19 protein-coding genes and 1 pseudogene are annotated in these 26,123 nt (G+C 42.2%); 9 read left to right on the top strand and 11 right to left on the bottom strand.

Annotation, left to right across the window (positions count from 1 at the left end; genetic code table 11):
* Positions 1-267: 267 nt before the first annotated feature.
* The 3 genes from V7L31_RS29265 to trxA form a co-directional block, all read right to left on the bottom strand.
* Positions 268-1,380 (bottom strand): alkene reductase, encoded by a 1,113-nt coding sequence (locus V7L31_RS29265; RefSeq protein ID WP_334699473.1) that lies wholly within the window; start codon positions 1,378-1,380, stop codon positions 268-270.
* A gap of 199 nt (positions 1,381-1,579) precedes the next feature.
* Positions 1,580-2,374, bottom strand: a complete 795-nt coding sequence (locus V7L31_RS29260; protein WP_334699472.1) for an SDR family NAD(P)-dependent oxidoreductase — start codon at positions 2,372-2,374, stop codon at positions 1,580-1,582.
* 166 nt (positions 2,375-2,540) lie between these two features.
* Positions 2,541-2,864, bottom strand: coding sequence for a thioredoxin (gene trxA, locus V7L31_RS29255; protein ID WP_012412473.1), 324 nt, complete (start codon positions 2,862-2,864; stop codon positions 2,541-2,543).
* 80 nt (positions 2,865-2,944) lie between these two features.
* Between trxA and V7L31_RS29250 the strand changes: the two genes are divergently transcribed.
* Complete coding sequence (locus V7L31_RS29250) at positions 2,945-3,295, top strand: ArsR/SmtB family transcription factor (RefSeq protein WP_334699471.1); 351 nt, start codon at positions 2,945-2,947, stop codon at positions 3,293-3,295.
* 238 nt (positions 3,296-3,533) lie between these two features.
* Here V7L31_RS29250 and V7L31_RS29245 read toward each other — a convergent pair whose 3' ends face one another.
* The 3 genes from V7L31_RS29245 to V7L31_RS29235 all read right to left on the bottom strand — a co-directional run bounded on the left by V7L31_RS29245 (position 3,534) and on the right by V7L31_RS29235 (position 5,648).
* The gene (locus V7L31_RS29245; RefSeq protein WP_334699470.1) at positions 3,534-4,109 is read right to left on the bottom strand and encodes a nucleotidyl transferase AbiEii/AbiGii toxin family protein; all 576 of its coding nucleotides are present in this window, start codon (positions 4,107-4,109) and stop codon (positions 3,534-3,536) included.
* Complete coding sequence (locus V7L31_RS29240; protein ID WP_334699469.1) at positions 4,106-4,342, bottom strand: hypothetical protein; 237 nt, start codon at positions 4,340-4,342, stop codon at positions 4,106-4,108. The genes V7L31_RS29245 and V7L31_RS29240 overlap by 4 nt, the downstream gene beginning before the upstream one ends.
* A 79-nt stretch (positions 4,343-4,421) precedes the next feature.
* Complete coding sequence (locus tag V7L31_RS29235; RefSeq protein ID WP_334699468.1) at positions 4,422-5,648, bottom strand: glycosyltransferase; 1,227 nt, start codon at positions 5,646-5,648, stop codon at positions 4,422-4,424.
* A 159-nt stretch (positions 5,649-5,807) separates the two neighbouring features.
* Between V7L31_RS29235 and shc the strand changes: the two genes are divergently transcribed.
* From shc to V7L31_RS29210, 5 genes and pseudogenes are all read left to right on the top strand, one after another.
* Entirely contained in the window at positions 5,808-7,724 is a 1,917-nt protein-coding gene (shc, locus tag V7L31_RS29230; RefSeq protein ID WP_334699467.1) for a squalene--hopene cyclase, read from the top strand.
* Between the two features lie 375 nt (positions 7,725-8,099).
* Positions 8,100-9,245 carry a glycoside hydrolase family 10 protein gene (locus tag V7L31_RS29225; RefSeq protein ID WP_334699466.1) on the top strand — a complete coding sequence of 382 codons (1,146 nt, stop codon included), beginning with the start codon at positions 8,100-8,102 and terminating at the stop codon, positions 9,243-9,245.
* A gap of 12 nt (positions 9,246-9,257) precedes the next feature.
* Complete coding sequence (locus V7L31_RS29220) at positions 9,258-9,689, top strand: DUF2358 domain-containing protein (RefSeq protein ID WP_334699465.1); 432 nt, start codon at positions 9,258-9,260, stop codon at positions 9,687-9,689.
* A gap of 113 nt (positions 9,690-9,802) precedes the next feature.
* Positions 9,803-9,958 (top strand): annotated as a pseudogene (locus tag V7L31_RS29215) (PIN domain-containing protein); the annotation flags it as partial.
* Between the two features lie 44 nt (positions 9,959-10,002).
* A complete protein-coding gene (locus V7L31_RS29210; protein ID WP_334699464.1) occupies positions 10,003-10,203 on the top strand; it encodes a hypothetical protein in 201 nt (66 codons plus the stop codon).
* Positions 10,204-10,336: 133 nt separating this feature from the next.
* Here the strand turns inward: V7L31_RS29210 and uvrA are convergent, their stop codons facing one another.
* Positions 10,337-13,225, bottom strand: coding sequence for an excinuclease ABC subunit UvrA (uvrA, locus tag V7L31_RS29205; protein ID WP_334699463.1), 2,889 nt, complete (start codon positions 13,223-13,225; stop codon positions 10,337-10,339).
* 376 nt (positions 13,226-13,601) lie between these two features.
* On the opposite strand from uvrA, the gene tsaB reads away from it, so the two are divergent.
* Entirely contained in the window at positions 13,602-14,261 is a 660-nt protein-coding gene (tsaB, locus tag V7L31_RS29200) for a tRNA (adenosine(37)-N6)-threonylcarbamoyltransferase complex dimerization subunit type 1 TsaB (RefSeq protein WP_334699462.1), read from the top strand.
* A gap of 84 nt (positions 14,262-14,345) precedes the next feature.
* On the opposite strand, the gene V7L31_RS29195 is transcribed toward tsaB, so the two are convergent.
* A complete protein-coding gene (locus tag V7L31_RS29195; protein ID WP_334699514.1) occupies positions 14,346-15,263 on the bottom strand; it encodes an AEC family transporter in 918 nt (305 codons plus the stop codon).
* 102 nt (positions 15,264-15,365) lie between these two features.
* Between V7L31_RS29195 and V7L31_RS29190 the strand changes: the two genes are divergently transcribed.
* The gene (locus V7L31_RS29190) at positions 15,366-16,175 is read left to right on the top strand and encodes a M15 family metallopeptidase (RefSeq protein WP_334699461.1); all 810 of its coding nucleotides are present in this window, start codon (positions 15,366-15,368) and stop codon (positions 16,173-16,175) included.
* A 27-nt stretch (positions 16,176-16,202) separates the two neighbouring features.
* On the opposite strand, the gene V7L31_RS29185 is transcribed toward V7L31_RS29190, so the two are convergent.
* Together V7L31_RS29185 and mrdA are read right to left on the bottom strand one after the other, a co-directional pair.
* Positions 16,203-16,415: a serine hydrolase domain-containing protein gene (locus tag V7L31_RS29185; protein ID WP_334699460.1), complete on the bottom strand. Its 213-nt coding sequence runs from the start codon at positions 16,413-16,415 to the stop codon at positions 16,203-16,205.
* A gap of 20 nt (positions 16,416-16,435) precedes the next feature.
* Positions 16,436-18,283: a penicillin-binding protein 2 gene (gene mrdA, locus V7L31_RS29180; RefSeq protein WP_334699459.1), complete on the bottom strand. Its 1,848-nt coding sequence runs from the start codon at positions 18,281-18,283 to the stop codon at positions 16,436-16,438.
* 430 nt (positions 18,284-18,713) lie between these two features.
* Here mrdA and V7L31_RS29175 point away from each other — a divergent pair, with 430 nt between their 5' ends.
* Positions 18,714-19,841 (top strand): ABC transporter ATP-binding protein, encoded by a 1,128-nt coding sequence (locus V7L31_RS29175; RefSeq protein WP_334699458.1) that lies wholly within the window; start codon positions 18,714-18,716, stop codon positions 19,839-19,841.
* Between the two features lie 408 nt (positions 19,842-20,249).
* Here the strand turns inward: V7L31_RS29175 and V7L31_RS29170 are convergent, their stop codons facing one another.
* Entirely contained in the window at positions 20,250-26,087 is a 5,838-nt protein-coding gene (locus V7L31_RS29170) for an AAA family ATPase (RefSeq protein WP_334699457.1), read from the bottom strand.
* Positions 26,088-26,123 lie beyond the last annotated feature (36 nt).

The raw sequence follows: 26,123 nt of genomic DNA, 5'->3' as shown, positions 1-26,123 counted from the left end.
ATAGTTGGATTATGACCAAACAATTCGTAATTAGCATACAAGCGAATGTATTTATTCATGAAACAAAAATAAAAATTATTCCTTGTTTCCGAATAAACAACTTAGGGAACTCCAAGAAATAAATTATCCAATATTGTGGGGTGGGCATCTTGCCCGCCCTATGGACTGGGCGGGCAAGATGCCCACCCCACAAGAGTTAATTGAATATTTTTTTATTGGTCAGTCTCTTACCTACAGTACGCCCAAGGGACAATTACGAATTACGAATTACACGTTAGCTACAGGTTCATTAGCAGGCGACCAAAATGGATAGTCTGTATATCCCTGTTCACCACCACCATAAAAGCTTGCTTGATTTGGTTGATTTAGTGGTGCATTCAAAGCCAAGCGTCGGGGTAAATCGGGATTTGATATAAATAATGTGCCAAAGGCAACTAAATCTGCGGCTTTGTTTGCCAGTACAGCATCGCCTTTTTCACGAGTATAACCACCATTGACGATGAGTGTACCTGTAAAGCGATCGCGTATATGACTGGTGGGTACAATTATTCCGCCATGTCTGATGTCTGCCTCTGTTGCTTCATAAATATGTAGATATGCCAAATTAAACTGGTTCAATGCTTGAGCCGCATAACCAAATGTCTCCAAAGGATTGGAGTCACGGATATCGTTAAAAGTCCCACTGGGAGAAAAACGTACCCCAACTCGGTTAGAATCCCACACACTAGTTACCGCCTCTGTCACTTCCAACAGGAATCGGGCACGATTTTCAATGGAACCGCCATATTTATCTGTACGTTGATTAGTACCATCCCGAAGAAACTGATCTATTAAATAACCATTAGCTGAGTGAATTTCCACCCCATCAAACCCAGCCGCTAGAGCATTTGCCGCTCCCTGACGGTACTGTTCGACGATCTGTGGTATTTCCGATGTTTCTAAAGCACGGGGAGTAACAAAAGGTTTTGGCCCCTCAAAAGTTGAAGCTTCACCTTTAGGAGCGATCGCAGAAGGTGCTACAGGTAAAACTCCATTCGGTTGTAAGTCAGGATGAGAAATTCTGCCGACATGCCATAGTTGCAAGAAAATTCTTCCTCCCTGCTGATGTACGGCATCGGTTACTAACTTCCATCCCTCCACCTGTTCTGATGAATGAATTCCTGGTGTCGCGGGATAGCCTTGTCCTTCAGGAGTTACCTGTGTTGCTTCAGAAATAATCAGTCCAGCAGAAGCACGTTGAGCATAGTAAGTAGCATTAAGTTCGTATGGGACGTTTCCCTTAGCTGCCCTATTTCGGGTTAAGGGTGCCATTACGATCCGATTAGGTAATTCCAGATTCCCTAATTGGTAGGAAGAGAATAAGTTTATATCAGTTGTCATTGGTTATATCTCCAAATTATTTTACATTGGCCATTGCCTCGTTCCCAGTCTCCGACTGGGAATGCTCGTCGTTGAGGCTCCGCCTCCCTTCTTGGCGGCAGAGCCGCTTTTGAGTTGCATTTCCAGTCTCCGACTGGAAACGAGATTTAAAAAGGGTTTGGTCTATTGCTGTGCCCCTACGACAGATATACTTCAAATACTAAACAATCGACCGAATAACGCCACCATCTACCCGCAAAGCTGCACCATTAGTTGCTGATGCTACGGGACTAGAAAGATAAACTACGATCGCTGCTACTTCTTCATTAGTTGCAAAGCGTTTAATTAAGGAACTTGGACGCACATTCTGAAAAAATTCCGCCTCAACTTCCGTTGGACTAATGCCACGTTCCTGCGCCAGCTTGCTGATAAACTCTTCAACGCCTTCGGAGCGAGTTGGCCCTGGTAGGACTGAGTTTACTGTGACTCCAGTGCCGACAGTGATTTCTGCTAGTCCTCTGGCAATTGCTAGTTGCGCTGTCTTGGTTGTGCCGTAGTGAATCATTTCCACTGGGATCTGAATAGCAGATTCGCTGGAGATAAAAATTATCCGTCCCCAGTTTTGCTCTAGCTGCTTTTGCAGATATTGCCGACTCAAGCGGACTCCACTGAGGACGTTAACCTCAAATATGTTTAACCAATCTTTATCAGTAATATCAAAGAAAGTTTTTGGCTCATAAATACCTAAATTGTTGATGAGAATATCAACGTGAGGAACTTTTTCAAAAAGTTGTTCTACCCCTGATGCCGTGCCGGTGTCAGCAACAACACCAGAAACTTTCGCATTGGGTGTACTTTGCTGAATTTTAGCGATCGCTTGAGCTACTCTTTCTTCAGACCGACCATTGATAATTACTGATGCACCCTCTTGAGCCAACCCAAGAGCGATCGCCAAACCAATGCCTGCGGTTGAGCCACTCACCAACGCGGATTTACCATGCAGTTTCAAGTCCATTTCGCTCTTTCCCCGTTAGTTGAAACAGAATGATCTGGGTACTGGGGACTTGGAGAAAAGTCTGAGCGCCAAAAGTCAGCGCTCATAACTTTGGAGGGATAAGGGGGACAAAGAATATTGAACAAGTCTCTTCCTAATCCCCAGTCCCCAATCCCCACCCCTCAAATTAAAGATGCTGTGCTAAGGTCTTATTCAAGGTAGTTTTTGGGACTGCCCCGACGACAGTATCAACCTGCCGACCTCCCTTAAAAACCATCAGCGTCGGAATGCTGCGAATTCCGTAATGGCTAGCGACAGTAGGGTTTTGATCTGTGTTCAGCTTCACAAATTTCACCTGTCCTTCGTATTCAGCAGCAACTTCATCGACGACTGGGCCCACCATCCGACAAGGGCCGCACCACGGGGCCCAAAAGTCCACTAATACCGGAATTTCACTTTCCAAGACTTCTTGCTTGAATGTGGCTTCTGTGACATTTGTAATGGATGACATAAATTGCCTTCCTAATTAATTCTATTATTCGATATTATCGAATAATAAAAATATATGCCACCTGATGAGATAATGCAACTATGAGATTTCTTTATCATCCAGATAGAAAAAATATTTCTTTACCAGGCGTATTGTATGCATTGGGCGATCCGGTGCGGCTAGAGATTGTGCGGCTGCTGGCGACTGAGGGGGAACAATGCTGTGCGAGGTTTGATTTTGCGATCGCTAAGTCTACTATGTCCAACCACTTCAAGATTTTGCGGGAGTCGGGGATAGTCTTGACACGCAAAGAAGGGACACATCATATTAACATACTACGGCGTGAAGATTTAGAGATGTTGTTTCCAGGGTTGCTGGATGCAGTATTGAAAGCCGCTCAACCATTGCCTGTTAGCCCTGTTAGTACTAAACAAACAGCTTCAAGGGTTTAGGGGCATAGGCTGTTTAAGAATCTGCTCGTTTTTCAATTTGTGTTTCTAAATCAGCAAAGATATCATGTTGTTCTCGAAAAGTCCTTGGAGTCTGAGATAAACCTAAATCTGTAGAGAGTAAATCAATACCATCGATAATTTTGGGTATCTGAGCTTGATCGACTTGCAGACTCAGAAAGCATTTCTCTCTGTAATCTGGTCTTTCTTGAAAGAGTGCGATGTCTACGACGGGCTACGCCTACGCTCTTTTCAAAGGGCGCATAACGTGATAAGCCTTTTCAGCCTTATCAATTGATACTTGAGGGATTGGCGATCGCAGTCTGAGAACTGCTAAATCAATTAAATCTCTTGCCTCAACGCTGTCATCGGCGTAACGGTCAGAATTTGACAGCAGCTTAGAGGTAAAGCAGTCATTAAAGCTTAAGCAGGGAACAAGTGACCACTTTGGATATCTTGGTGGATCTAGTTGAAAACGAGTTTCGGCAATAATTTCCGTTTTAATCGGCACATCATCCACAAAAACGATCATCCGAATTCCATATTGGTCAGTTGTACTACGTCCAATTTGGATTTTACTTAAATCACTAAATAATGCTTCATGCCCACCATCAAATACCACTGTACGTAAATATTTGTACCCTTCTGTACCAACAGAAGCGATAAAATCAACGTCCTTACTCCAGCGATATTCTTCAAACTCAAATGCAAGAAGGGTTCCACCACCGAAGTAAGCAGAACCCTTCCTAAGTATGTCAGAATCTAAGCATTCAAGAACTGTGAGAATTTGATTATGGTGTTCTAACCTGAAGGTCATAAAGAAACTTGCAACCGGGATTTATAGCGTCTAGCGAGTTGCTTAAGGAAATTGAGTTCTTCACCCTCAAGATTATTAAATAGGTTGTGATATTGCCAACCACGCTCGTAGCGACTCAGCATTTCTTCTGAAGTGAACCGATATACATCGGCGGTCTGCCAACAAATAGATTCCAGAAAAGGTAGCTTTTTGGGGACAATAACAGGATTAATTGTTGGTGTTGCGGTTGTCATAACTCTTTTAATCAACCACTTTAGGCTTGCTTTTATTTTAGATTAGCATTATTAATTTGGAAATTAAATTATATCACAACTACAAATTATATGGGTTGGGATAAACTCTTCCTTTCCAAGCGCCGCCGCGCCCTTGCCAGTGACGTAATGCTGAGTCTAGAGTCATCAAAGTATAAAGAAAAGCGATCGCAGGTAAACTCAACGCAAACCAGGGAGAACATTTATAAAAGCGGATCGTCGGATAGTAAGCGAAAGTCATTAACAGCCATCCGAATAAACCTGTAAGTGCGATCGCCCAATTGCTCCAAATTGCACCCAGAATCACACATATAGGTGGAGCTAAATAAATCAGAGGCATTCCTACTAAAGTTCCCAATAGTAGTAATGGCGAATAATTTAGTTGGGTATAGGCAGTACGAGCAACCATATCCCAAATCGTCGCCAGGGAATCATAGGGACGCAAACTGCGAGTCAAGCTACTCAACCCCAGCCAGATACGTCCAATGGGGATTGGGTACTGGGTATTGGGTACTGGGGATTGGGAAAACTCTTCCCTAGTTCCTCTCTTAACAGCCTGAGCTAGGGCGCAATCGTCTATTAAAGCTTGGCGAATGACTTGAATACCGCCGATTCGTTCTAAAGCTTCACGGGCGATCAGAATAGATCCCCCGGCGGCGGCGGCTGTGGGATTGTTGGGATTATTCACCCAGCGAAAAGGATAGAGTTTTTGGAAGAAAAAGACGAAGGCTGGAATCAAAAGTTTTTCCCAAAAGCTTTCACACCTGAGTCGTACCATTACCGAAACCATATCTAAATCTTCCTGTACAGCTTTCGCAACGAGTCGGCGGAGATTACCAGGATCGTGTTCGATATCTGCGTCGGTCAGCAAAAAATAGTCAGGTGTAAGTTTACTCGCGCTCTTTATACCTTGCTCAACTGCCCAAAGTTTGCCCGACCAACCGGGAGGCAGTGATTCACCTGAGATAATATGCAGTTGTTGGGGTTTACCGACAGCGTGTGCAACCCCTTCGGCAAAATTTGCTGTCCGGTCTGTGCTGCGATCGTCTACCAAAAATACGTTGAAAGAACCAGGATAATCTTGGAGTAGGAGCGATCGCAAACTAGTTGGTATTAACTCAGCTTCGTTACGCGCCGGAACGATGGCACAAACCACAGGTAACGATTGTAGCTGAGTTTCTGTAACCTCTAATTGCTGGTCTGTCCGCCAAAATTGTCCCCAAAAACATACTAATCCTAACCAAATTGTCAAGGATAACAGCATCAATCCTAATACAATTACATCCATGACTGTCGCTTCGCTCCAATTCAAAATTCAAAAAAAGAATGACCTATTGCAAATTTTCAGTGACTCAGACACAATACTATGTCTACTGATATAGGAAAAATTTTTATCGGATTGCCGGATTCAAAACTAGTTTTGGGTGTTGAGGTTAAATAGGATTTGATGCAAACACAAGACAGGGTAAAAGTCAATCAAGTCGCAACAGCGATCGCAGCTAGCCAAGAATATCTGCTTTCGATTCAAAATCCGGCAGGTTACTGGTGGGCAGAGTTAGAATCTAATGTCACCATAACTGCTGAAGTCGTTCTCCTGCATAAAATTTGGGGAACAGACCAAACCAGAGCTTTACACAAAGTTGCAGCATATTTGCGTCAAGAGCAACGGCAGCACGGCGGCTGGGAACTTTTCTACGGTGATGGTGGAGAACTCAGCACCTCGGTTGAAGCTTACATGGCGTTAAGACTTCTAGGTGTACCAGCAACCGATCCGGCGATGCTTCGGGCGAAAACTTTTATTCTTCAACGGGGTGGAATCAGCAAAACTCGGATTTTTACCAAGTTACACTTAGCCTTGATTGGCTGCTACAACTGGCGTGGTATTCCCTCGCTACCAGCTTGGGTGATGCTGTTGCCAAAAGCTTTCCCTGTCAATATCTACGAGATGTCTAGCTGGGCACGTTCCAGTACAGTACCATTGCTGATTGTATGCGATCGCAAACCTGTTTTTCTCATCGACCCAACTTTCAACCTAGATGAGCTATACGCTGAAGGTGTCGATCGAGTCCGGTGGGGATTACCTGAAAGTGGCGATTGGACAGATTTATTTCTCACCCTCGATCGGGGTTTCAAGTTGGCAGAAAGCCTTAATTTAGTACCCTTTCGCCAAGAAGGCATCAAAGCCGCCGAAAAATGGATTTTAGAGCGCCAAGAGGCTACAGGTGACTGGGGCGGAATTATTCCGGCGATGCTGAATTCAATGCTGGCTTTGCGGTGTCTGGATTATGACCGAAACGATCCTATTGTGGAACGAGGTTTGCAAGCAATTGATAACTTTGCCATTGAAACAGACAATAGCTATCGGGTACAGCCTTGTGTTTCACCTGTTTGGGATACAGCTTGGGTGATGCGTGCTTTAGTAGAATCTGGCTTTGCACCAGATCATCCGGCTGTAGTCAAAGCTGGAGAATGGTTGCTGCAAAAACAAATTTTAGATTATGGAGATTGGGCTGTCAAAAATCGCCAAGGAAAACCGGGGGCTTGGGCGTTTGAGTTTGACAATCGCTTTTATCCCGATGTAGACGACTCGGCTGTAGTGGTGATGGCGCTACATTTAGCGAAACTCCCGAATGAGAAAATTAAGCAAGCTGCGATCGCTCGGGCCTTAAACTGGATTGCATCTATGCAATGTAAACCGGGTGGATGGGCTGCTTTTGATTTGGATAACGATCAAGATTGGCTCAACTCGATTCCTTATGGCGACTTAAAAGCCATGATCGATCCAAACACCGCAGATGTTACGGCTAGAGTGCTAGAAATGCTCGGTGCTTGTGATTTGTCAATTGATAGTGATAATTTAGAGCGATCGCTAATTTATCTTCTGCACGAACAAGAAACAGAAGGCTGTTGGTTTGGTCGTTGGGGTGTAAATTATATCTACGGTACTAGTGGCGTTTTATCAGCCTTGGCGTTAATCGATCCTCAAAGGCATAAACTCAGTATAGAACGGGGAGCCGGTTGGTTAGTTGGCTGTCAAAACCCAGATGGGGGTTGGGGTGAGACTTGCCGCAGCTACGACGATCCTAGTCTCAAAGGAAAAGGAAATAGTACTGCATCTCAAACTGCTTGGGCAATAATAGGGTTGATAGCAGCAGGTGAAGCCACTGGTAAATTAGCTCTTGAGGTGATTGAGCGGGGAATTAGCTATCTAGTAGCAATTCAAAAGCCTGATGGTACTTGGTTTGAGGCAGACTTTACAGGTACGGGTTTCCCTTGCCATTTTTATCTCAAGTATCATCTGTATCAACAATACTTTCCTTTAATTGCGCTAGGTCGTTATCAAGCAGTGATTCAAAAAGGTTAGTTAAGGGACTTCAAAATAAAAAAATACGCAATTAACTCTTGTGGGGTGGGCGTCTCGCCCGCCATATCAAGTGTGCGGGCAAGATGCCCACCCCACAATATTGGACAATACGGTTCAGTTAAAGCTGAAAGCATTAGAGACCTCCACAAAAATGTCATTGCGTTCGCCCCTGGCGTTCCCGAAGGGTATGAAGCGAAGCGAAATGAAGCAACCGCAAAATCTTGGGATTGCTTTGCTACACTCCGTTTCACTCGCAATGACAGCTTTTGGATCAATCATTCTGTGGAGTTCTCTTATTGATGATATGGAAATTAGGAGCCTCAACTCGCTGTCCATGTTTAGATGGTGCAGTAGCGAGAATTTGAATTTATAGAAATGGCAATAATAGAAACCCGTGGTATCTGGCTGACCACTACTGATAGTAAAGTTCTCAGATCGAAGGAACGCATTGCTGAGGCAATGGATTTCTTGGCCGAGACAGGATTTAATGTGGTGTTTCCCGTTGTTTGGAACAAGGCAGTAACTTTGTATCCTAGTCAAATAATGGGGCAGACTTTTGGAGTTGAAATTGACCCTTTATCTGTAGGTCGCGACCCCTTAGAAGAAGTAGTGGTTGAGGCGCGGCGAGTTGGGTTGAAAGTTATTCCTTGGTTTGAATACGGTTTTGCTAGTTCCTACAATTTGAATGGTGGTGTACTTTTACAGAAAAAACCGGAATGGGCGGCGCGTGATTATAACGGCAATTTACTGAAGAAAAACGGCTTTGAGTGGTTGAATGCCCTCGATCTTCAGGTACAGGAATTTTTATTGAATTTGGTACTGGAAGTTGTAAATAATTATGATGTGGATGGTGTTCAAGGTGATGATCGCTTCCCGGCATTACCCTCTGAAGGTGGGTATGATGAGGTAACTATCAATCACTATCGCCAGGAATTTGATCGCAATCCGCCACAGAATCCTAAGGATAGGCAATGGTTACAGTGGCGTGCAGATATTCTCACTGAGTTTTTGGCGCGTCTCTACCGGGAGGTGAAAGCGGTGAATCCTAATTTATTAGTAGCGATCGCACCTAATATCCATGATTGGGCATTCCAGGAATATCTGCAAGACTCGCCCGCATGGCTGAAGCGGGGAATAGTTGATATGATTCAGCCGCAGATTTATCGCCGTGACTTTAGGAGTTATTGTGCGATCGCTGATAAACTGGTAGACCAGCAGTTCACAGATGCGACACTGCCCAAGTTAGCGCCGGGAATATTGATGAAACTTGGCAGTTATTCTATTAGTCCAGAATATCTGGTGCAGGCAATTGAATACAATCGCCAACTTGGTATTCAAGGAGAGGTATTCTTTTTTTACGAGGGTTTGCGCGAAAATAATAATACCCTAGCTAAAGTTTTGCGAAATGGCCCTTATGCTAAATCTGCATCATTTCCCACTCTGTTAGATTTGAGTGCGGGTAGCGTGATTAATAAGAGTACATCTTCAATTTGGCAACGGTTGTTAAAAAAGATTTTTTAAGGGAAAATGCGCGTGGAATCTCAATTATCGGTGGAACAGGTAATTAAAACTTTAAAAAATGATTTACCAACACTTTTTGAAAAAGATATTTATTATGAAATTTATACACAGGATATTTACTTTAAAGACCCAGTAAATACATTCAAATACAAATTTAACTATCGCATTATATTTTGGACTTTGCGATTTCACGCTCGGCTATTTTTTACCCAAATTTACTTTGATGTACATGAGGTTTATCAGTTAGCCGAAGACACGATTTTAGCAAAGTGGACAGTGCGGGGAGTGTTGCGCGTTCCTTGGAAAGCACGTTTACTTTTTAATGGGTATTCAACGTATAAACTCAACCAATATAACTTGATATACGAGCATATCGACACCTGGGATAGAAAACCAGGTGAGATTTTACGGCAGTTTTGGCAAAGAGGAGACATGGCTAATTAAGTGTTAGGTATTCATTCTTTAGATGAAGAACAATTAAGATTGAAATAGGTTGTTAAATTTAGTTTAAATAACCTCTTACTCTTAACTAAAAGAATGATAAGCTAGCAAATCTTACAGATGAAGTTGTTACAACATTGGCAACAATACCACGAGATAGTGTTCCTGATATGCCTGACAGAATTATTGCAGCCACGGCTAAATATTTGGGTTTACCCCTAATTAGTAGAGACACTAGAATGCCTTTATCTGGGGTAGCTATAATCTGGTAGGATAAAAATCTTGGTAATTTGGCATTGCAAAGATTACTGAAAAAATGACCCTTACTTTTAACTCAGATATTTACAGCCAATTGCTATCTCAACATCAAACTCGGATTATCAAGACAGAAGAGGAAAACGAGAAGTTCTTAGAAACTGTAGAAGAACTGCTTTCTCGTTCCAATCTGACTCCTGAAGAAGATGCTTTGTTGTTGGTATTACCTCATTGTTTAGATTGGATGTTTAGTTTTATATAATACAATACAGTTCAGAATGAGCAACAAAATACTTGTAGAGACGGCGATTTATCGCGTCTTGAAAACCCAAAATTGTTGCCAGTAGCCCTTAACCTAAGTGTATTGTTATATAATCAACCCTACTTGCAAAAGACTAAGATTTCGTAGCCGGATACTGCTTCAAAACCTGCTTTAAATATTGCCCAGTATAAGACCTGGGATTTTTTGCAACTTCCTCCGGTGTACCCACAGCAATCAATTCTCCGCCTTTGTCGCCACCTTCTGGCCCTAAATCTATCACCCAGTCAGAACAACGAATTACATCTAAGTTGTGTTCAATTACTAATATTGAATTGCCTTTATCTACCAATCGTTGCAACACATCTAACAACTTGTGGACATCGTAAAAAGATAACCCTGTTGTCGGTTCATCGATTAAATAAAGTGTCTTCCCGGTGGCGCGTCGAGATAGTTCTGTTGCTAATTTTACCCGTTGCGCTTCACCACCTGATAAGGTAGTTGCAGGTTGTCCGAGTTGGACGTAACCCAAGCCGACATCAAATAAAGTTTGCAAACGCGCGATCGCTTTGGGTATATTCTGGAAAAAGTCTAAACTTTCCTCAACTGTCATTCTCAGTACATCAGAGATCGACTTATCTTTATACTTCACTTGCAAAGTTTCGCGGTTGTATCTTGCACCCTTACAAATTTCGCATTGCACGTAAACATCCGGGAGAAAGTTCATTTCAATCACATTCACACCCTGTCCGCTACAAGCTTCGCAACGTCCACCTTTAACGTTGAAAGAAAATTGTCCAGGTTTGTAACCCCTAGCTTTGGCTTCGACTGTTTGAGAAAATACATCTCGAATCGCATCGAAAATTCCTGTGTAAGTTGCAGGGTTAGAACGTGGTGTACGTCCAATTGGGGATTGATCGATCACGATCGCTTTATCAATCGCGTTTAATCCCTGAATTTTATCCAAATGTCTCGGTAAGGGAACTTTCTTAGTTAAATGATGTTGCAGAGATGGGTACAGTAATTCGTTAATCAGGGTAGATTTGCCAGAACCAGACACACCGGTGATGGAGACGAGTTTACCTAATGGAATGTCTACATCTATATTTTGTAAATTGTTGCGATGGGCATTTTTAATTCCCAAACTGCGCCCATTTCCTTCTCGGCGTTCTGCTGGTGTGGTAATTACTCGTCTTCCTGATAAATATGCACCCGTCAAAGAATCTTCTGCTGCTAATAACGCCTGAAAATCACCTTGGGCGATAATATTTCCGCCGTGAATTCCTGCACCAGGGCCAATATCAACTATGTAATTAGCTGCACGAATTGTTTCTTCATCGTGTTCAACAACAATTAATGTATTACCCAAATCGCGCAATTTAGTTAAGGTTTTGAGCAATCTGCCATTATCTCGTTGGTGCAAACCAATACTCGGTTCATCTAAAACGTAGAGAACTCCCGTTAATCCAGAACCAATTTGCGTTGCTAGACGAATTCGCTGCGCTTCGCCACCGGAAAGGGTCATGGCGGGACGATCGAGGGTGAGGTAATCCAAACCGACATCTAACAAAAATTGCAATCTAGCTTTGATTTCTCTCAATACTAAATCAGCAATTTGTAACTGGCGATCGCTCAACTTAAATTGCTCAATTCTCTCTCGACAATCCCGAATTGATACGGTAGTCAATTCTAAAATTCCATATTGTCCCAATTTCACCGCCAAGGCTTCCGGTTTTAACCGTTTTCCTTTACAAACTTCACACGGTTGGTCGATTAAATACTGCTCTAATTTTTGTTTAACTAATTCCGAACCGCCCTCATACTGCCGTTGCAAAATTGGAATAGCACCTTTAAAACTCTGCTTTCTTTTTGCCTCTGCGGCTCGTTCATCTTTCTCGCCATAGAGAAGAATTTGCTGCTGTTCTTCTGTCAGCTTGCCCCAATTTGTCTGTAACTCAAATCCATATATCTGTCCCACACTATAGAGTAATTCCAGATAATAAGAATTATCTTTTTCTGACCAAGGCGCGATCGCAGCATAAACTGGCGCTTCCCAGTCAGGTACGATTAAATCAGGCGCAAATCTCCTTAAAGTCCCAATTCCGTGACAGTGCGGACAAGCACCATAAGGTGAGTTAAAGGAGAACAATCGCGGCGATAATTCCTCCATCACTGCCCCATGTTCTGGACAAGCAAAGTTTTCCGAAAATACTAATTCTTCTTCTTTTTCTTGGCCGTCGTCACCAAGCACACTCACCAGAATGGCTGCAATCCCACCCGATTGCTTGAGACACGTAGACAGAGAATCAACCAAACGCTCTTGGATATCAGCCTTTTTCACCAAGCGGTCAATTACCACTTCTATGGTGTGGGTAAAATTTTTATCCAATTCAATGGAATCTGACAGTTCGCGGATCTCGCCATTGATCCGCACGCGGACAAAACCTTGAGATGCCAGACTTGACAAAAGCTTACGGTGTGTGCCCTTCTTACCCCGGACAACGGGTGCAAGAATTTGAAAACGGGTGCGATCTGGTAATTCCATGATGCGATCGCACATCTCATCGATTGTCTGGGGTGCAATACAGCGATCGCATATCGGACAATGGGGTTCGCCAGCCCGACCAAATAACAGCCGCAAATAGTCGTAAATCTCTGTCACCGTACCCACAGTGGAACGCGGGTTATGAGACGTTGATTTTTGGTCAATGGAAATTGCTGGGCTTAAACCTTCAATGGCTTCTACATCCGGCTTATCCAGTTGTCCGAGAAATTGCCGGGCGTAGGCGCTGAGGGATTCTACATAACGACGTTGCCCTTCAGCGAAAATCGTATCAAAGGCTAGGGAAGACTTACCAGAGCCAGAAACGCCAGTGAAGACGATTAGGCGATCGCGTGGCAATTCCAAGTCAATATTTTTCAGATTATGCTGCCTAGCACCCCGAATCCGAATGGTATTCTGGCTGTTGTGGCTGGGGTTGGGAAGATGGCCATTCAAGGATGCTGCTAGCTGTTTGTCTGACATATTGGGCGGCGAAGAAGGAGTTTCTTATGAAACAGTCCTTAATAATACTATCTTTAATTAGTTTATAGTAGAACAATCGTACTGTTTTAGTTACTTATTCTTCCAGATTCATGCCGCAGACATACTTAAGAGTCTGCTAATTTGGAAACATCTCGATTCAATATCCTTCGGAGGGTGAATGTATGGTATCGCAAATCCAACCGTAGAAGGAACGCGATCGCTGTAACCATTGCTGAGATGAACTTTTTGATGCCCATTTAACGCGTCACAGAAGTTCCTACTCTCAAGGTAAATAAGCGAGTTCACTTAAGAACCGCTATGCTATATGCTTGAATAAATCACGTTAACTTTATAATAATAGATATTTTAACTAACTTTGACAACGAAACTAGAAGACCTTGTAATAAAAAAATACGCCTTAGCACTACACACCACCACACCGGAATTAGGTTTGGCAATTAGTGATTTTGCTGGTGAAACTCGCTCCCAAGTTTGGAATTTGGGGCGTGATTTATCTAGCTTATTGCATCAATATTTGATTGAATTTGTCAAACCGCAAACTTGGGCAGATTTGTCCTTTATTGCAGTTGCAAAAGGCCCTGGTGGTTTTACAGGCACTCGGATTGGTGTTGTTACTGCTCGAACTTTAGGGCAACAATTAGATATTCCTGTATTTGCGATTTCAACTTTGGCTGCGGTAGCTTGGTCAGAAGTAGGCAAAAGTCCAAATTCAAAAACTATTGCTGTGGAAATGTCAGCACAACGAGGTCAAATTTTTGCTGGTATTTATGAGTTTGAATCCGATTTTTCTCAACTAAGAGTGTGTTTATCAGATAGAGTGTTAACACCAGAAGCATGGCAGGAAACTTTAGCGAATTGGCACACTAATTATCAGTTGATTCAAGCCCAATCTGGGTTAGCAGCGACGGTGACAAGTATTTTGGAATTGGCCAATCTCGATTGGCAAGAGGGTAAATTTCCTAATTGGTCAGAGGCTTTGCCATATTACGGGCAACATCCAGTACAGGATGCATAATGAATGCTTCAAACTAGTTATCTAATGACTAATTTATTCACTAAACTACAAGAAGCGATCGCCTCACAGTGCATAAATCCCACATTAAAATAGCCACAGCCAAACTGGGAGAGTAACCAGCAATCCTATAGCCCCAGCAGCTAAGGCTGTAACTGCCAAATCGCGATCGAGATTGAATGTCTCAGCAATTACCAGTGTAGCGAAAGCTGGAGGCATGGCCATTTGTAGCACGATGATCTTTGCGATCGGCCCAGTTAACCCAAATAGTGGTAAAAAACTGCCCAATATCAAGGGAACTAACAGCATTTTGATTCCCAAGCTCATCCCTGCTTGTGGTAGGCTACGCCAAGATTTGAGCAGCGCCAGTCGCATTCCAATTAACATCAAAGATAAAGCTACACTACTCCAACCAAATTTCTCTAACCAGAATTCCGCGACAGTGGGAATTGTCACCTGTCGAAACAGCAAGCCAAATCCGAAACCCCACAGGGCAGGATTAATTAAGATAGCCCTAACAATCTGCCAATGATTCTGGGCACCACCGCCAAAACGCGCTGCTAATAAAACACCGAAGGCATAAGTTCCGGGGAAGGAACCTAACAAATCGTAAAATAGCGCCCAAGCAAAGTATTCCTTGCCTACCATTGCTAAGGTAATGGGAAAACCAAGATAACCTGTATTACCCAACATTGCGGCTAATATCAAGCTAGCCTGAGTTGGTGCTGGAGGGACAGTATTTTTAAAATATGCTTGTCCTTTAATCCCTAACCAAGCTAAAAATGCTCCGAGTAAAATGGCTAGGTAAGCGAAGGCAGGTGCAATCCAAACTTGCCCTGACAAGCTAGATTGACGTAAAAAGGATACTATGCTTATGGGTACTCCCACCCAAAATAGGAACTGTCCCAAACGTGTAGGAACTGTCACAGGTAGTTTGCGTCCCAGAATAAAACCTACCAGGACTAATCCTCCCAGCTTGACGTATAGTTCTAAAAGGTTTGTCAAGATTGCGCCTAAAAACCACAGATGTAAAATGCTACCTGTTACGTCTACTTTTGTCCAGTGCAAAATCTGTTATGGTTATCCCACAAAAACAGGAGTTTACCTTTGAATAAGGCAGGGTTTTCTGGAAAACCGCAAAACTCATCAAATGACCTTGGTGATGATATTCCAGTGGCAGTACGCGATACCCCTGATGCAACACCGAAAATTTGGTTGCAACCCCGAATTGTGCTGATTGGAGGAGTAACAGGATTTATCCTGCTGGCTTTAATTAGCGGTTTTTTGTTTTTTGTCACTGCACCCAAAAAAACCGCCGATTCTCAAGCTTTACCAGCGACTTCTGCTCCTACAACTCCAACCCCAATAGCATCTAATAATTCCAGCGATACTGTGTTAGGGCATTTTCCCTACCCAGAAGCGCCTGAGTCAGAACTAGTAACCATCTCCGCAAATAGGGGCATTAGAATGCGAAAAGCTGCTGCCCAAAAATTTGAGGAGATGGTAGCAGCAGCGCGGAGTGCAGGGGTAATTATAGTACCAATTTCTGGTTTTCGCTCAGTCAAAGATCAGGAGCAGTTGTTTTTTGGTGTCGGTGCCCAACGAAATCAAACGCCAGCAGAACGAGCTGCCCTCAGCGCTCCTCCTGGTCATAGCGAACATCACACAGGTTATGCTGTGGATATTGGAGACGGAGCAGTGCCAGCAACTAATCTCCAAACGAACTTTGACAATACCAAGGCTTATCGGTGGATGCAAGCAAATGCCGCGCGTTTCAGCTTTGAAATGTCTTTTCCCAAAGATAATATTCAAGGTGTGAGTTATGAGCCTTGGCACTGGCGTTTTGTAGGCGATCGCAATAGCTTAGAAATGTTCTACAAAGCCAGAAATTTGAAACCCGCTAAGATTTCGCCATAGGAGTTACTCGATTTTAAATTTTAGATTTTAGATTTTAGATAGGACTATGGCTGTAGCGGTGAAAGTTTTACCCACAGAGGCAATTTCATAAACTGTATGTTCAGTAGCTCGAACAGAGTGTTCAATATTTGCCAATCCATAGCCCTTAACTAAAACAGGTTCACCTGACTGCACCACCGCAACAGAAAGTCCCGGAATCTGATTTTGAGTCATTGCGGCTCGAATATAGTCGTCAATCACGATTTCCAACCTCCTGCCTCCTAATCTCCAGTACCATGTCCTGAACTCTGAGTTTTCGCGTCTGCTCCTTCAGACTGAGTTTTTTGATACTTACCTGGATATTTATGCTGAAAATAAGCTTCCAGCACTTGTAAAACCATTGGGCCACAAATAGTACCACCATGTTCCCCGGAGTTTTCCCCAAAAGCCACAACTACAATTTCCGGCTTATTACTGGGGGCATAAGCACCAAACCAAGTATGATTTGGGCGACCAACGCCGGCTTCAGCAGTGCCACTCTTTCCAGATGCCGGGGGAATTGTGGGTACATTTAAGCTCTTACCAGTACCCTCACTTACCACCCTCCGCAGTCCGTCGCGGAGAACTTTGATGGTTTCCGATTTCATATTTAAGGATTCTCGCCAGCTTTTTGCTTCTTCATTATCTTTGAGCAAATGCGGCTTAACTCGATACCCACCATTGGCAGGAACAGCAAACATAATTGCTGATTGTAGGGGTGTCACTTGCAAAGCACCTTGACCAATTGACATATTAATCGTGTCCCCAACAGTCCAAGGTGTCTTCAAAACTTTCTGCTTCCAGATTTCATCTGGAACCAAACCTTTTGATTCTTCGTTGGGAAATTCAATGCCAGTTTTTTGACCAAACCCGTATTTGCGACTCCATTCGATTAAAGTTGGGCCACCGACTTTTCTACCAACTTGATAGAAGAAAGTATCACTACTCATCGCGATCGCTCTGGGAAATCCCAATGGCCCGAATCCGGCGTGGTTCCACTCACCAAATGTCACTCCACCAACAGTCAGAGAACCAAAGGTCTGTAATATTGAGTCTGGAGAAAATTCACCTGATTCCAATCCAGCTGTGGTAGTCACAATTTTGAACGTACTGGCGGGAGGAAAGGCACTCAGGGCACGATTTACTAAAGGATGATCTTTACCTTGCAAGCTTTCCCAATCTTTCTGGGAGAGTTTTTGTTTGGAGAAGATATTTGGGTCAAAGGTGGGGTAAGATACCATTGCTAAAATCGCACCATTCTTCGGATCAATTGCGGCGATCGCACCTCGTTGATTTCCCAAAGCTTTTTCGGCTGCCTTTTGTACATCTAAATCTATAGTTAGGTGCAAATCGTTACCAGCTTTTGCCTGTTTCTCGCCAATAACCCGGATTGGTCTACCAGCACCATCTACTTCCACCTGCTGACCGCCCCATTCGCCCCGGAGAGCTTTCTCATAAGCTTTTTCTATGCCCATCTGACCGATTACATCTCCCAGTCGGTAGCCTTGCTCCTTTTTGTCCTTTAACTGATCGGCGGTCAACTCTCGCGTATAACCTAGTACATGCGCCAATTCCTTGCCGTGGGGATAATAACGTACCGAGTCTGTATTAATTTCCACTTCCGGGAGTTCATTCTTATACTCCTTTAATGCCGTGATTTCTGCTTCATTTAGATCGCGGGCAACCCGAATGAGTGAAGAAGAATTAGCACCTGCTTGTTCTAATTTCTTTTCCATCTCATCTTGCGGAATGTTGAGAATTTGCGCTAAACGCGGGCCGACTACAGACCAGGAAGGTTTAGTATGTGCCATCGGCCACAAATATACAGAGCTAGGATAGCGAGTACTGGCTAAAAGTTTGCCATTCCGGTCAAAAATATTGCCCCGTTCTGGTTGTTTGGAAATCATCCGAATTCGGTTCGCTTCGGCTCTTTCCCGGAGTTTTGGCCCTTCAACAATTTGCAAATATGCCAAACGCGCCCCAATCCCAGCCGTCATTAATAGGGTAAATAGGATTAAAAATATTGATTGGAAACCACGTCCAACTGTACGGGTATCCTTTTTGCTGCCAAGTGAAGGGAATAAAGACATAAGTATCAATTACAAAATTCAAAATTCAAAATGAATAAACGCAATTTTAGCGAGCCTTTTAGAAATTGTTAATATGCAGTTTTAATGCTTAGGGACTTCCAAATAAAAAAATATTCAATTAACTCTTGTGGGGTGGGCATCTTGCCCGCCTAGTCGATAGGGCGGGCAAGATGCCCACCCCACAATATTGGATATGCTCCAACTGAGCCTCCTGCCTCCTTCAATAGCTTCATCAAAGAATATATAAGTATTAGCACGAGTATATACAATTAAGCTGATACTTTGATACTGAAGATGAAATAATCTGGCGAGTATATTCTTAAACAATAGTTTTTGGCGGATACAATGAACCAAGGTGTCAAATCTAGTCTGCCCAATAGACTACATAAAGTGACAAAATAACGTAAATCACGGCATTCTACTGAAGATTATGGCTCAAATTGTCATGCAGAATCAGAGGGGGATAACAAGTTTTCAGCCACTTGATGTTGAACTGCGTAACGTCTTCAAGTTTTTTAACCAAGAACCAGCAGTAAATGGAATCGACTTGGATGTTAGACAAGGAGAATTTTTTAGTATTTTAGGCCCCTCCGGTTGTGGTAAAACAACAACACTGCGCTTAATTGCTGGATTTGAAATCGCTGACGCTGGTAAGGTGCTGATTCAGGGTCAGTCTATGACTAATGTGCCGCCTTACCGCCGACCCGTCAATACTGTATTTCAAAGTTACGCTTTATTTAACCACCTAAATGTCTGGAATAACATCGCTTTTGGACTGCGGTTAAAAAAAATACCCAAATCGAAAATTGAATCTAGAGTCCAAGAAGCTTTAAAACTCGTGAAAATGGAAAGTTTGCGATCGCGCTTTCCCAATCAACTTTCTGGGGGTCAACAGCAGCGAGTTGCTTTAGCCAGGGCTTTAGTCAACCGTCCCACCGTTGTATTGTTAGATGAACCTTTGGGGGCGTTAGATTTAAAACTACGTAAAGAAATGCAGGTTGAGTTATCAAATTTACACAAAGACTTGGGATTGACCTTTGTGATGGTGACACACGACCAAGAAGAAGCATTATCTTTGAGCGATCGCATTGCTGTGATGAATCAGGGCAAAATTGAACAAGTTGGTACTCCCAGCCAAATTTACGAACGTCCCTGCACGTCTTTTGTGGCTGATTTTATTGGCGATACTAATTTATTCAGTGGCGAAATTGTCTCGGTAGACTCCACCAATGTGCAAATTTCCACAAAAACAGGACTCTCAATTGTCATTAGCCGCACTGAAGATACACCAACTGAATTATCACAAGCTGTAGTCGTGAGTGTGCGTCCAGAAAAAATACAGCTTTCGCTTTATCCACCAAACTTGCCAGCTAACTGCTTTGAAGGACGGCTGATCAACGTTATGTATTTGGGTACACACGTTAATTATGTTGTGGAATTAACAAATAGCATTAGGATTCATGTGTTGCAACCGAATACTTTGGGCGTTTTACCAGACCGCGATACACCTATTTATGCCTGGTGGGCAGAAACCGATTGTTTAGCGATTAGTCAATAGTCAAACAATTTTGGATTTTAGATTTTAGATTTTAGATTTACCAAAGATTTATTCCACGTAGATTCTACGGGTGTACTTCCAATACGGTTTGGTTAAGGTTTTTTGATGAAAATTCTAGATTGCAAAGACGCCATGAATCGCCGGCTCTACTAAAGACTGATTATTGTAGAGACGGCGATTTATCGAACAGAATTCAGGAGTCAGAATTCATTCTGAATTCTGTATGACTGGCGGATAGCATAAAGCCAACTCTTGGAGAGGCTGCGCCAACGGCATGGCTTCGCTTAGAGCGAGTCCGCGTACTCTTACAGAGAAACAAGCTACGCGCAGCGTCTCGTAGAGAGCGTCTTGATTCTGACTCCTGAATTCTGACTCCTGAATTCTGAATTCTTCTCCACCCAGCAATCTTCATTGCCGCACTGGAATAGCAATTACAAACTCTGTACCTTGTCCTGGGGATGAATTGCATTGTATCGAACCGCTGTGTTTTTCTACGATAATTTGCCGAGCGATCGCCAACCCCAACCCCGTCCCTTTGCCCACAGATTTCGTAGTAAATAAATGGTCAAATATCTTGTTTTTGACTTCTTCATTCATACCATTAGCGTTATCAGCAATTTTTATCTCAACCTGATGATCTTTCAAGGAAGTTTTGATTGTAATCTGGTGAGGATTTTCTTTAATCTCTGCAAAAGTCCGCCCAGTATTTGACTCATCTAAAGCATCAATAGCATTGGCGAAAATATTCATAAATACTTGATTTAATTGCCCAGGAAAACATTCAACTTTAGGTAAACTACCATATTCCGTTATCACTTCAATTGCTGGGCGTTGTTCATTTGGTTTGAGGCGATGCTTGAGAATTAAAATCGTACTATCAATACCTTCATGAATGTTGAATGGCACTTTATAATCTTTATCTGCACGGGAGAAAGTTCTTAAACTAGTGCTGATATTTTTGAGGCGATCGCACGCCATTACCATTGAATCAATTGACTTGGGTAAATCTTCTAAACTATAAGTTAAGTCAATTTCTTCTGCATGATCAATAATTTCAGTACTCGGATTGGGTAGACTTTGTTGATAAAGTTTCAAGTGTTCAACAACATCAGCAATAGTCGGTTTAACTTGTTTGAGACTCGCAGCAATAAAACCTAAAGGATTGTTCATTTCATGGGCGACGCCAGCCACTAAATTACCCAGTGCAGACATTTTCTCACTTTGAACAATTTGTAATTGCGCTTGTTGTAAATCTTCTAAGACTATTCCGAGTGCTTGAGATTTTTCTATTACTGCTTTTTCAGCTTGTTTGCGATCCGTAATATTAATAGTTGTCCCCACTACGCGATAAACTTTTCCCGTCTCATCTTTTAAGGGACTGAGTGTGGTTAAGAACCAAATTTTCTCGTCATTAAATGTTAGACATTCTTCATAAGTGATGGGTATTCCAGTTTGGAAACAATGCAGATATTTTTGCTCGACTGCTGCACTTTCATCAGGAGCCATTACTTCTTGCGGACTTTTACCCAGCACTTCCGAAGCAGGTATACCAACCGTTAGTTCGCACGATTTACTCCATCCGGTGTACTCATACCTACCATTATCCCGAATATCAGTCACAAAGATCAGACAGCCCACACCTTCGTAAATACTACTGAGGAACTTGTCTCGCTCTTGGAGGTGATTATATAACTGGGCATTTTCCAAAGCGATCGCCGCTTGAGTGCAAAGGAAATTGATCGCAGAAAGGCGATCGCTAGTAAATACCCCTTGAGTCAGTTGATTTTCTAGATAAATAATCCCTACCAAACGCCCTTGATTGATAATCGGGGTACATAATACACTCTGGGGTTGTGTTCGCTGCATGTATTCCCCAATCAACCCAATAATATCTGTTTTGCAATTGTCTATAACAACTGTTTTTTGAGTATTTTTAACGTAATTAATTACTTTTACGGGAATATCTTGACAATCATCGAGTAATTGAGATTCCAGAATGGTTTGTATTTTCTCATGATTGATAAAGGTAATTGCCCTAACTTGCCAAATATCATCTTGGGGAAGAATTAACACAGCTTTTTTCGCACCGGAGTTTTCTAGGATAATGCTAGTTAAGCTGGCAATGAGTTGATCTAATTCTAGAGAACTGGAGATAGTTTGAGCGGCTTTGAGAATTGAGGTAAAATCTAGGGCATTAGAAATACTGGTGTTAGTAGTAGAAGCGCGATGAGATGACGAAGTGCCAGAAAAAGCGATAGTTTCGAGAGGATTGAAATTAATTTGTCGCTGTTGCAGAATTGTTTGTAGTAGTTGAGGATAGCGCTTTTCTAAGTCTTCTATTTTGGCTTTTGCACCCCAACGGGCATAGCAATAGTATGCTTCCTGGATATATGTTTGGGCGACTTTTTCTCTACCCCAGTCGAGATAGAATTTGGCGGCGAGTTCGTTAGCGAGGGCTTCTTCTTGGAGATATTGGTTTTTTTGAGCCAGTTGAATAGCAAGATCATAAAGTTCCATTGCCTCTGTTTTCTGTCCGTAAACGCGATATTTTTCGGCTTCGACTAAATAATATTTATGCTGGAAGTTCATGGGAGCGTGAGATGTCCATTGTTTCAGTTTTTGCTGATTAACAAGGACTCGCTGCTGCAATCTTTCTTGTTCTTCTTCACAAGTATCAGGTAAGATAGCTAGCTGGGTTAATGAATCATAAAAATGAAAAATTGCTACCATGATACAGCCAGCTACCCCATCTAAATATTGTTGAGCATAGTCTGCCACTACAATAGCTTCACCCCATTCTTGGAACAGATGGCAAAGAATCAATTTATTGACGTACAGCGTACCAATGGCGTAAAGATCGTTAGCCGTTTGGTGCAAAGGTAGCATTTTGGCTTCATTGTAAACCACGCCTTGAAATTGCCAAGGTAGATGATTTTGACTAACTGAAGTTGACCCTAAATTCAAAGTAGATTGATAGAAAATATTCAGATAATTGTAAGCAACTTCCTGCTTCAGTTGAGCTAATGCTTGACTATAAGCTGCCATTTCTTTTTCTAAAACAGTTAGTTCTTTGCCTAAGAAAAAGGATAGAGAACAGTAATTATAAGCACAGTAAGCTGCATATTCTAAAGCACCCATTTCCAAACCACTCTGATATCCTTCCAGCAGAGGAACAAGAGATGTTTGAATGGGATATTTCCACGGTTTCACAAATGGATACACCATGTTAATCGTGCTAGCTTTAAATTCCTGACTCCGCGATTTTGCAAGGAGATCCAATGCTAATTGACCTGCCTGATTTCCTAACTCAATTTCTCCTGTAATACAAAGAATCACGCCATACCAAGCGTAAGCCAGTGTCGATACAGACGCATTGCCTTGTTGAATCGATAGGCAAACCTGTTTACACACTATCATTGGCAATAGAGGCGGAACAGCTTGATAGACTGCTGCTGTCACTACTGCCAGAATTCGGATGACTGCTAGGGCTTCAGGATCGGTCATTTCAGGCAATTTCAGCAATTCTTCTAACTGCTTTTCGTTCAAGAGTAACTGAGTTTCTTGTAAACTTTGATTAATCTCTGCTGGGCTAGGCTGGGTTGGAAACACAATTCCAAATAATTCCAGAACTGAGAGGGCGATTTTAATAGCTTCGGGTTGTTTGCTCTGCGCCACATAGGCCAGAATTTTTACTTCATAGACTTTAATAGTGTTTAGTAAGTTTTGAGCATTGTGCAACACATCATCCACAAGTTGCTCCATTAACTCAAAATCACCGCTTAGACAAGCAACTTCGGCAGCTAACTCATGTAACGCTAAAGTTATTTTATAACAATGTTGCCAACTTTCTCTAGTTAGCAATTCAATGCCTTGATTTAAATATTGCATAGCGGCTACATAAGCAGTTGAAGATTTTGCCTTTTGTCCAGCCGCAAAATTGAGCATTACTAGTTCGTAACGCTCAGTTTGAGTACTAATTAATCCGACTCCCTGATTCAACTGGTTAACAATTTCAAACAGTTTTTCGTCTCGCTCCTGTTCGGGTGTGGCATTAAGTAACCTTTGTCCAATTTTGAGGTGCGTCAGTTGTTTTTGGTTTTCGGAAATCAGAGAATAGGCAGCTTGTTGTACTCGATCGTGCGAAAATCTATATTTAGCTAATTGTTTATTGTTACTTTCATTTTTACTAGCTAATTTCTCATTATTTTCCCCTTGATAAAGTTTATACAAATCGCTAATTGGTAAAACCAACCCTTCTTGTAAAGCTTGCCATAAATCAGCAGATGTCTCGGTTTCAAGTTGTTCGGCAACAATAGCTAAAGTTACCAAATCAAACTGATTGCCAATACAAGCTGCTAACTGCAAGATATTTTGAGTAGATGACGATAATTTTCGTAATTGCAAACCCATAAAGGCAACAATATCATCTGTAATCGATTGTTCATTAATTTGGGCAATATCACACTGCCAACACCCGGACTCAAAGTTAAATTGAATGAGATTCTCGTGATGCAATGCCTTGAGAAACTGGATAGCGAAAAATGGATTACCTTGAGTTTTCTGCAATACCAATTGAGAAAGAGGTAGTGCCAAGTTTTCTGTACACTTAAGTGTCTCAGCAACTAATTGATTTATTTGCCCTTGACTAAGTGGTGCTAAAGTAATCGTATTAATTGTAGCTGCTGTTTTTTGGATATCATTTAAAGTCAAGATTAATGGATGTGCTGGATTAACTTCGTTATGACGATAAGCACCAATTAAGAACAGATGCTTAGTATCAGCCATTAATAACTGCATTAACATTAACGATGCCGAATCAGCCCATTGCAAATCATCTAAAAATATTACTAATGGATGTTTGTCACTAGTAAAGACTTGAGTAAATTTCTGGAATAATAAATTAAAGCGATTTTGTGCCGCACTGCCTGATAATTCTGTAGCGGGGGGTTGTTGACCAATGATTTTTTCTAATTCGGGGATGACTTCAATAATTACTTGTCCATTATCACCTAGAGCCGCTAAAATATTATTTTTAAACTGTTGAATTTTAACATTGTTTTCTGTTAATAATTGCCCCATTAAATCTCGGAATGCTTGCACAAATGCACTGAAGGGAATATTCCGTTGATATTGGTCATATTTACCTTTAATAAAATAACCGCGTTGTTTGACAATTGGTTTATGAATTTCGTTAACAACAACGGTTTTACCAATACCCGAAAAACCAGCTACCAGCATCATTTCTGTAGCACCAAGGCTAACTCTTTCAAATGCTTGCAGTAGGGTTGATACTTCGGTTTCTCGTCCATAAAGTTTGTCGGGGATGATGAAGCGATCGCACACATCCCGTTGTCCAATTTCAAAGCCTTTAATCTTACCATCAACTTGTAGCTGATGTAAACATTTTTCTAAATCAAACTTCAGTCCCAATGCACTTTGATATCTATCTTCGGCATTTTTTGCCATCAATTTCATCACGATATCTGACAAGATTTGCGGAATCTCTTCACCTTTGACTTCCCGAAAAGATGGTGGTATCTTTGCTAAATGACAATGTACCAATTCCATCGGGTCGTTTGATTGAAACGGTAAAAATCCGGTCAATAACTCGTAAAAAGTCACACCCAATGAATAGAAGTCAGTACGGTAGTCAATTCCCCGATTCATTCTGCCTGTTTGTTCAGGAGAAATATAACTAAGTGTCCCTTCTAACACATTGGGATTCATCAATGTTTGAGTTTCCCGTGGTAGTAGGGATGCAATACTAAAGTCAATTAATTTAACTTGTTTGGTTTCGGGATTGATTAAAATATTGGCGGGTTTGATATCTTTATGAATAATCCGTTCTCGATATAATATATCTAAGGTATTGCACAGTGCGATCGCTATTTCTAAAAACTCCATCAGAGATTCTACGCTTCTCCCCACTCCCCACTCCCTACTCCCCACTCCCCAATCCTTGAGAGAAATCCCGCCAAAATCTTCCATCACCAAGGCATAGCCATTCTGGTATGCTTCCAGGCTATAGGTTTGGACGATTAGCGGTGAGTTGAGATTTTTAGCAATGGTGTACTGATTGCGAAACGACAAGAGTTCACTGAAACTCGGATAAGGATTTTTCAGTATTTTAATGACTACAGGTAATGAGTCGGTTTCTCGATACCCTCGATAAACTAGAGTTCTGGAACCATTGTAGAGTTCTTCACTTACCTTGTATCCGGGAATATTCACAAGATTACTAACCATACTGCTAAATCTTTAAGACTCCAGATTTAGTGTTCC

It is taken from the genome of Nostoc sp., assembly GCF_036916655.1.
GTDB lineage: Bacteria > Cyanobacteriota > Cyanobacteriia > Cyanobacteriales > Nostocaceae > Nostoc.
The sequence above is the reverse complement of the archived record's forward strand: the minus strand, read 5'-3'. Positions and strand labels throughout refer to the sequence as shown.

What these genes read in the sequence shown, in the direction of transcription:
- V7L31_RS29265 (WP_334699473.1), bottom strand. Translation starts at nt 1,380, where the DNA reads ATGACAACTGATATAAACTTATTCTCTTCCTACCAATTAGGGAATCTG.
- V7L31_RS29260 (WP_334699472.1), bottom strand. Translation starts at nt 2,374, where the DNA reads ATGGACTTGAAACTGCATGGTAAATCCGCGTTGGTGAGTGGCTCAACC.
- trxA (WP_012412473.1), bottom strand. Translation starts at nt 2,864, where the DNA reads ATGTCATCCATTACAAATGTCACAGAAGCCACATTCAAGCAAGAAGTC.
- V7L31_RS29250 (WP_334699471.1), top strand. Translation starts at nt 2,945, where the DNA reads ATGAGATTTCTTTATCATCCAGATAGAAAAAATATTTCTTTACCAGGC.
- V7L31_RS29245 (WP_334699470.1), bottom strand. Translation starts at nt 4,109, where the DNA reads ATGACCTTCAGGTTAGAACACCATAATCAAATTCTCACAGTTCTTGAA.
- V7L31_RS29240 (WP_334699469.1), bottom strand. Translation starts at nt 4,342, where the DNA reads ATGACAACCGCAACACCAACAATTAATCCTGTTATTGTCCCCAAAAAG.
- V7L31_RS29235 (WP_334699468.1), bottom strand. Translation starts at nt 5,648, where the DNA reads ATGGATGTAATTGTATTAGGATTGATGCTGTTATCCTTGACAATTTGG.
- shc (WP_334699467.1), top strand. Translation starts at nt 5,808, where the DNA reads ATGCAAACACAAGACAGGGTAAAAGTCAATCAAGTCGCAACAGCGATC.
- V7L31_RS29225 (WP_334699466.1), top strand. Translation starts at nt 8,100, where the DNA reads ATGGCAATAATAGAAACCCGTGGTATCTGGCTGACCACTACTGATAGT.
- V7L31_RS29210 (WP_334699464.1), top strand. Translation starts at nt 10,003, where the DNA reads ATGACCCTTACTTTTAACTCAGATATTTACAGCCAATTGCTATCTCAA.
- uvrA (WP_334699463.1), bottom strand. Translation starts at nt 13,225, where the DNA reads ATGTCAGACAAACAGCTAGCAGCATCCTTGAATGGCCATCTTCCCAAC.
- mrdA (WP_334699459.1), bottom strand. Translation starts at nt 18,283, where the DNA reads ATGTCTTTATTCCCTTCACTTGGCAGCAAAAAGGATACCCGTACAGTT.
- V7L31_RS29175 (WP_334699458.1), top strand. Translation starts at nt 18,714, where the DNA reads ATGGCTCAAATTGTCATGCAGAATCAGAGGGGGATAACAAGTTTTCAG.
- V7L31_RS29170 (WP_334699457.1), bottom strand. Translation starts at nt 26,087, where the DNA reads ATGGTTAGTAATCTTGTGAATATTCCCGGATACAAGGTAAGTGAAGAA.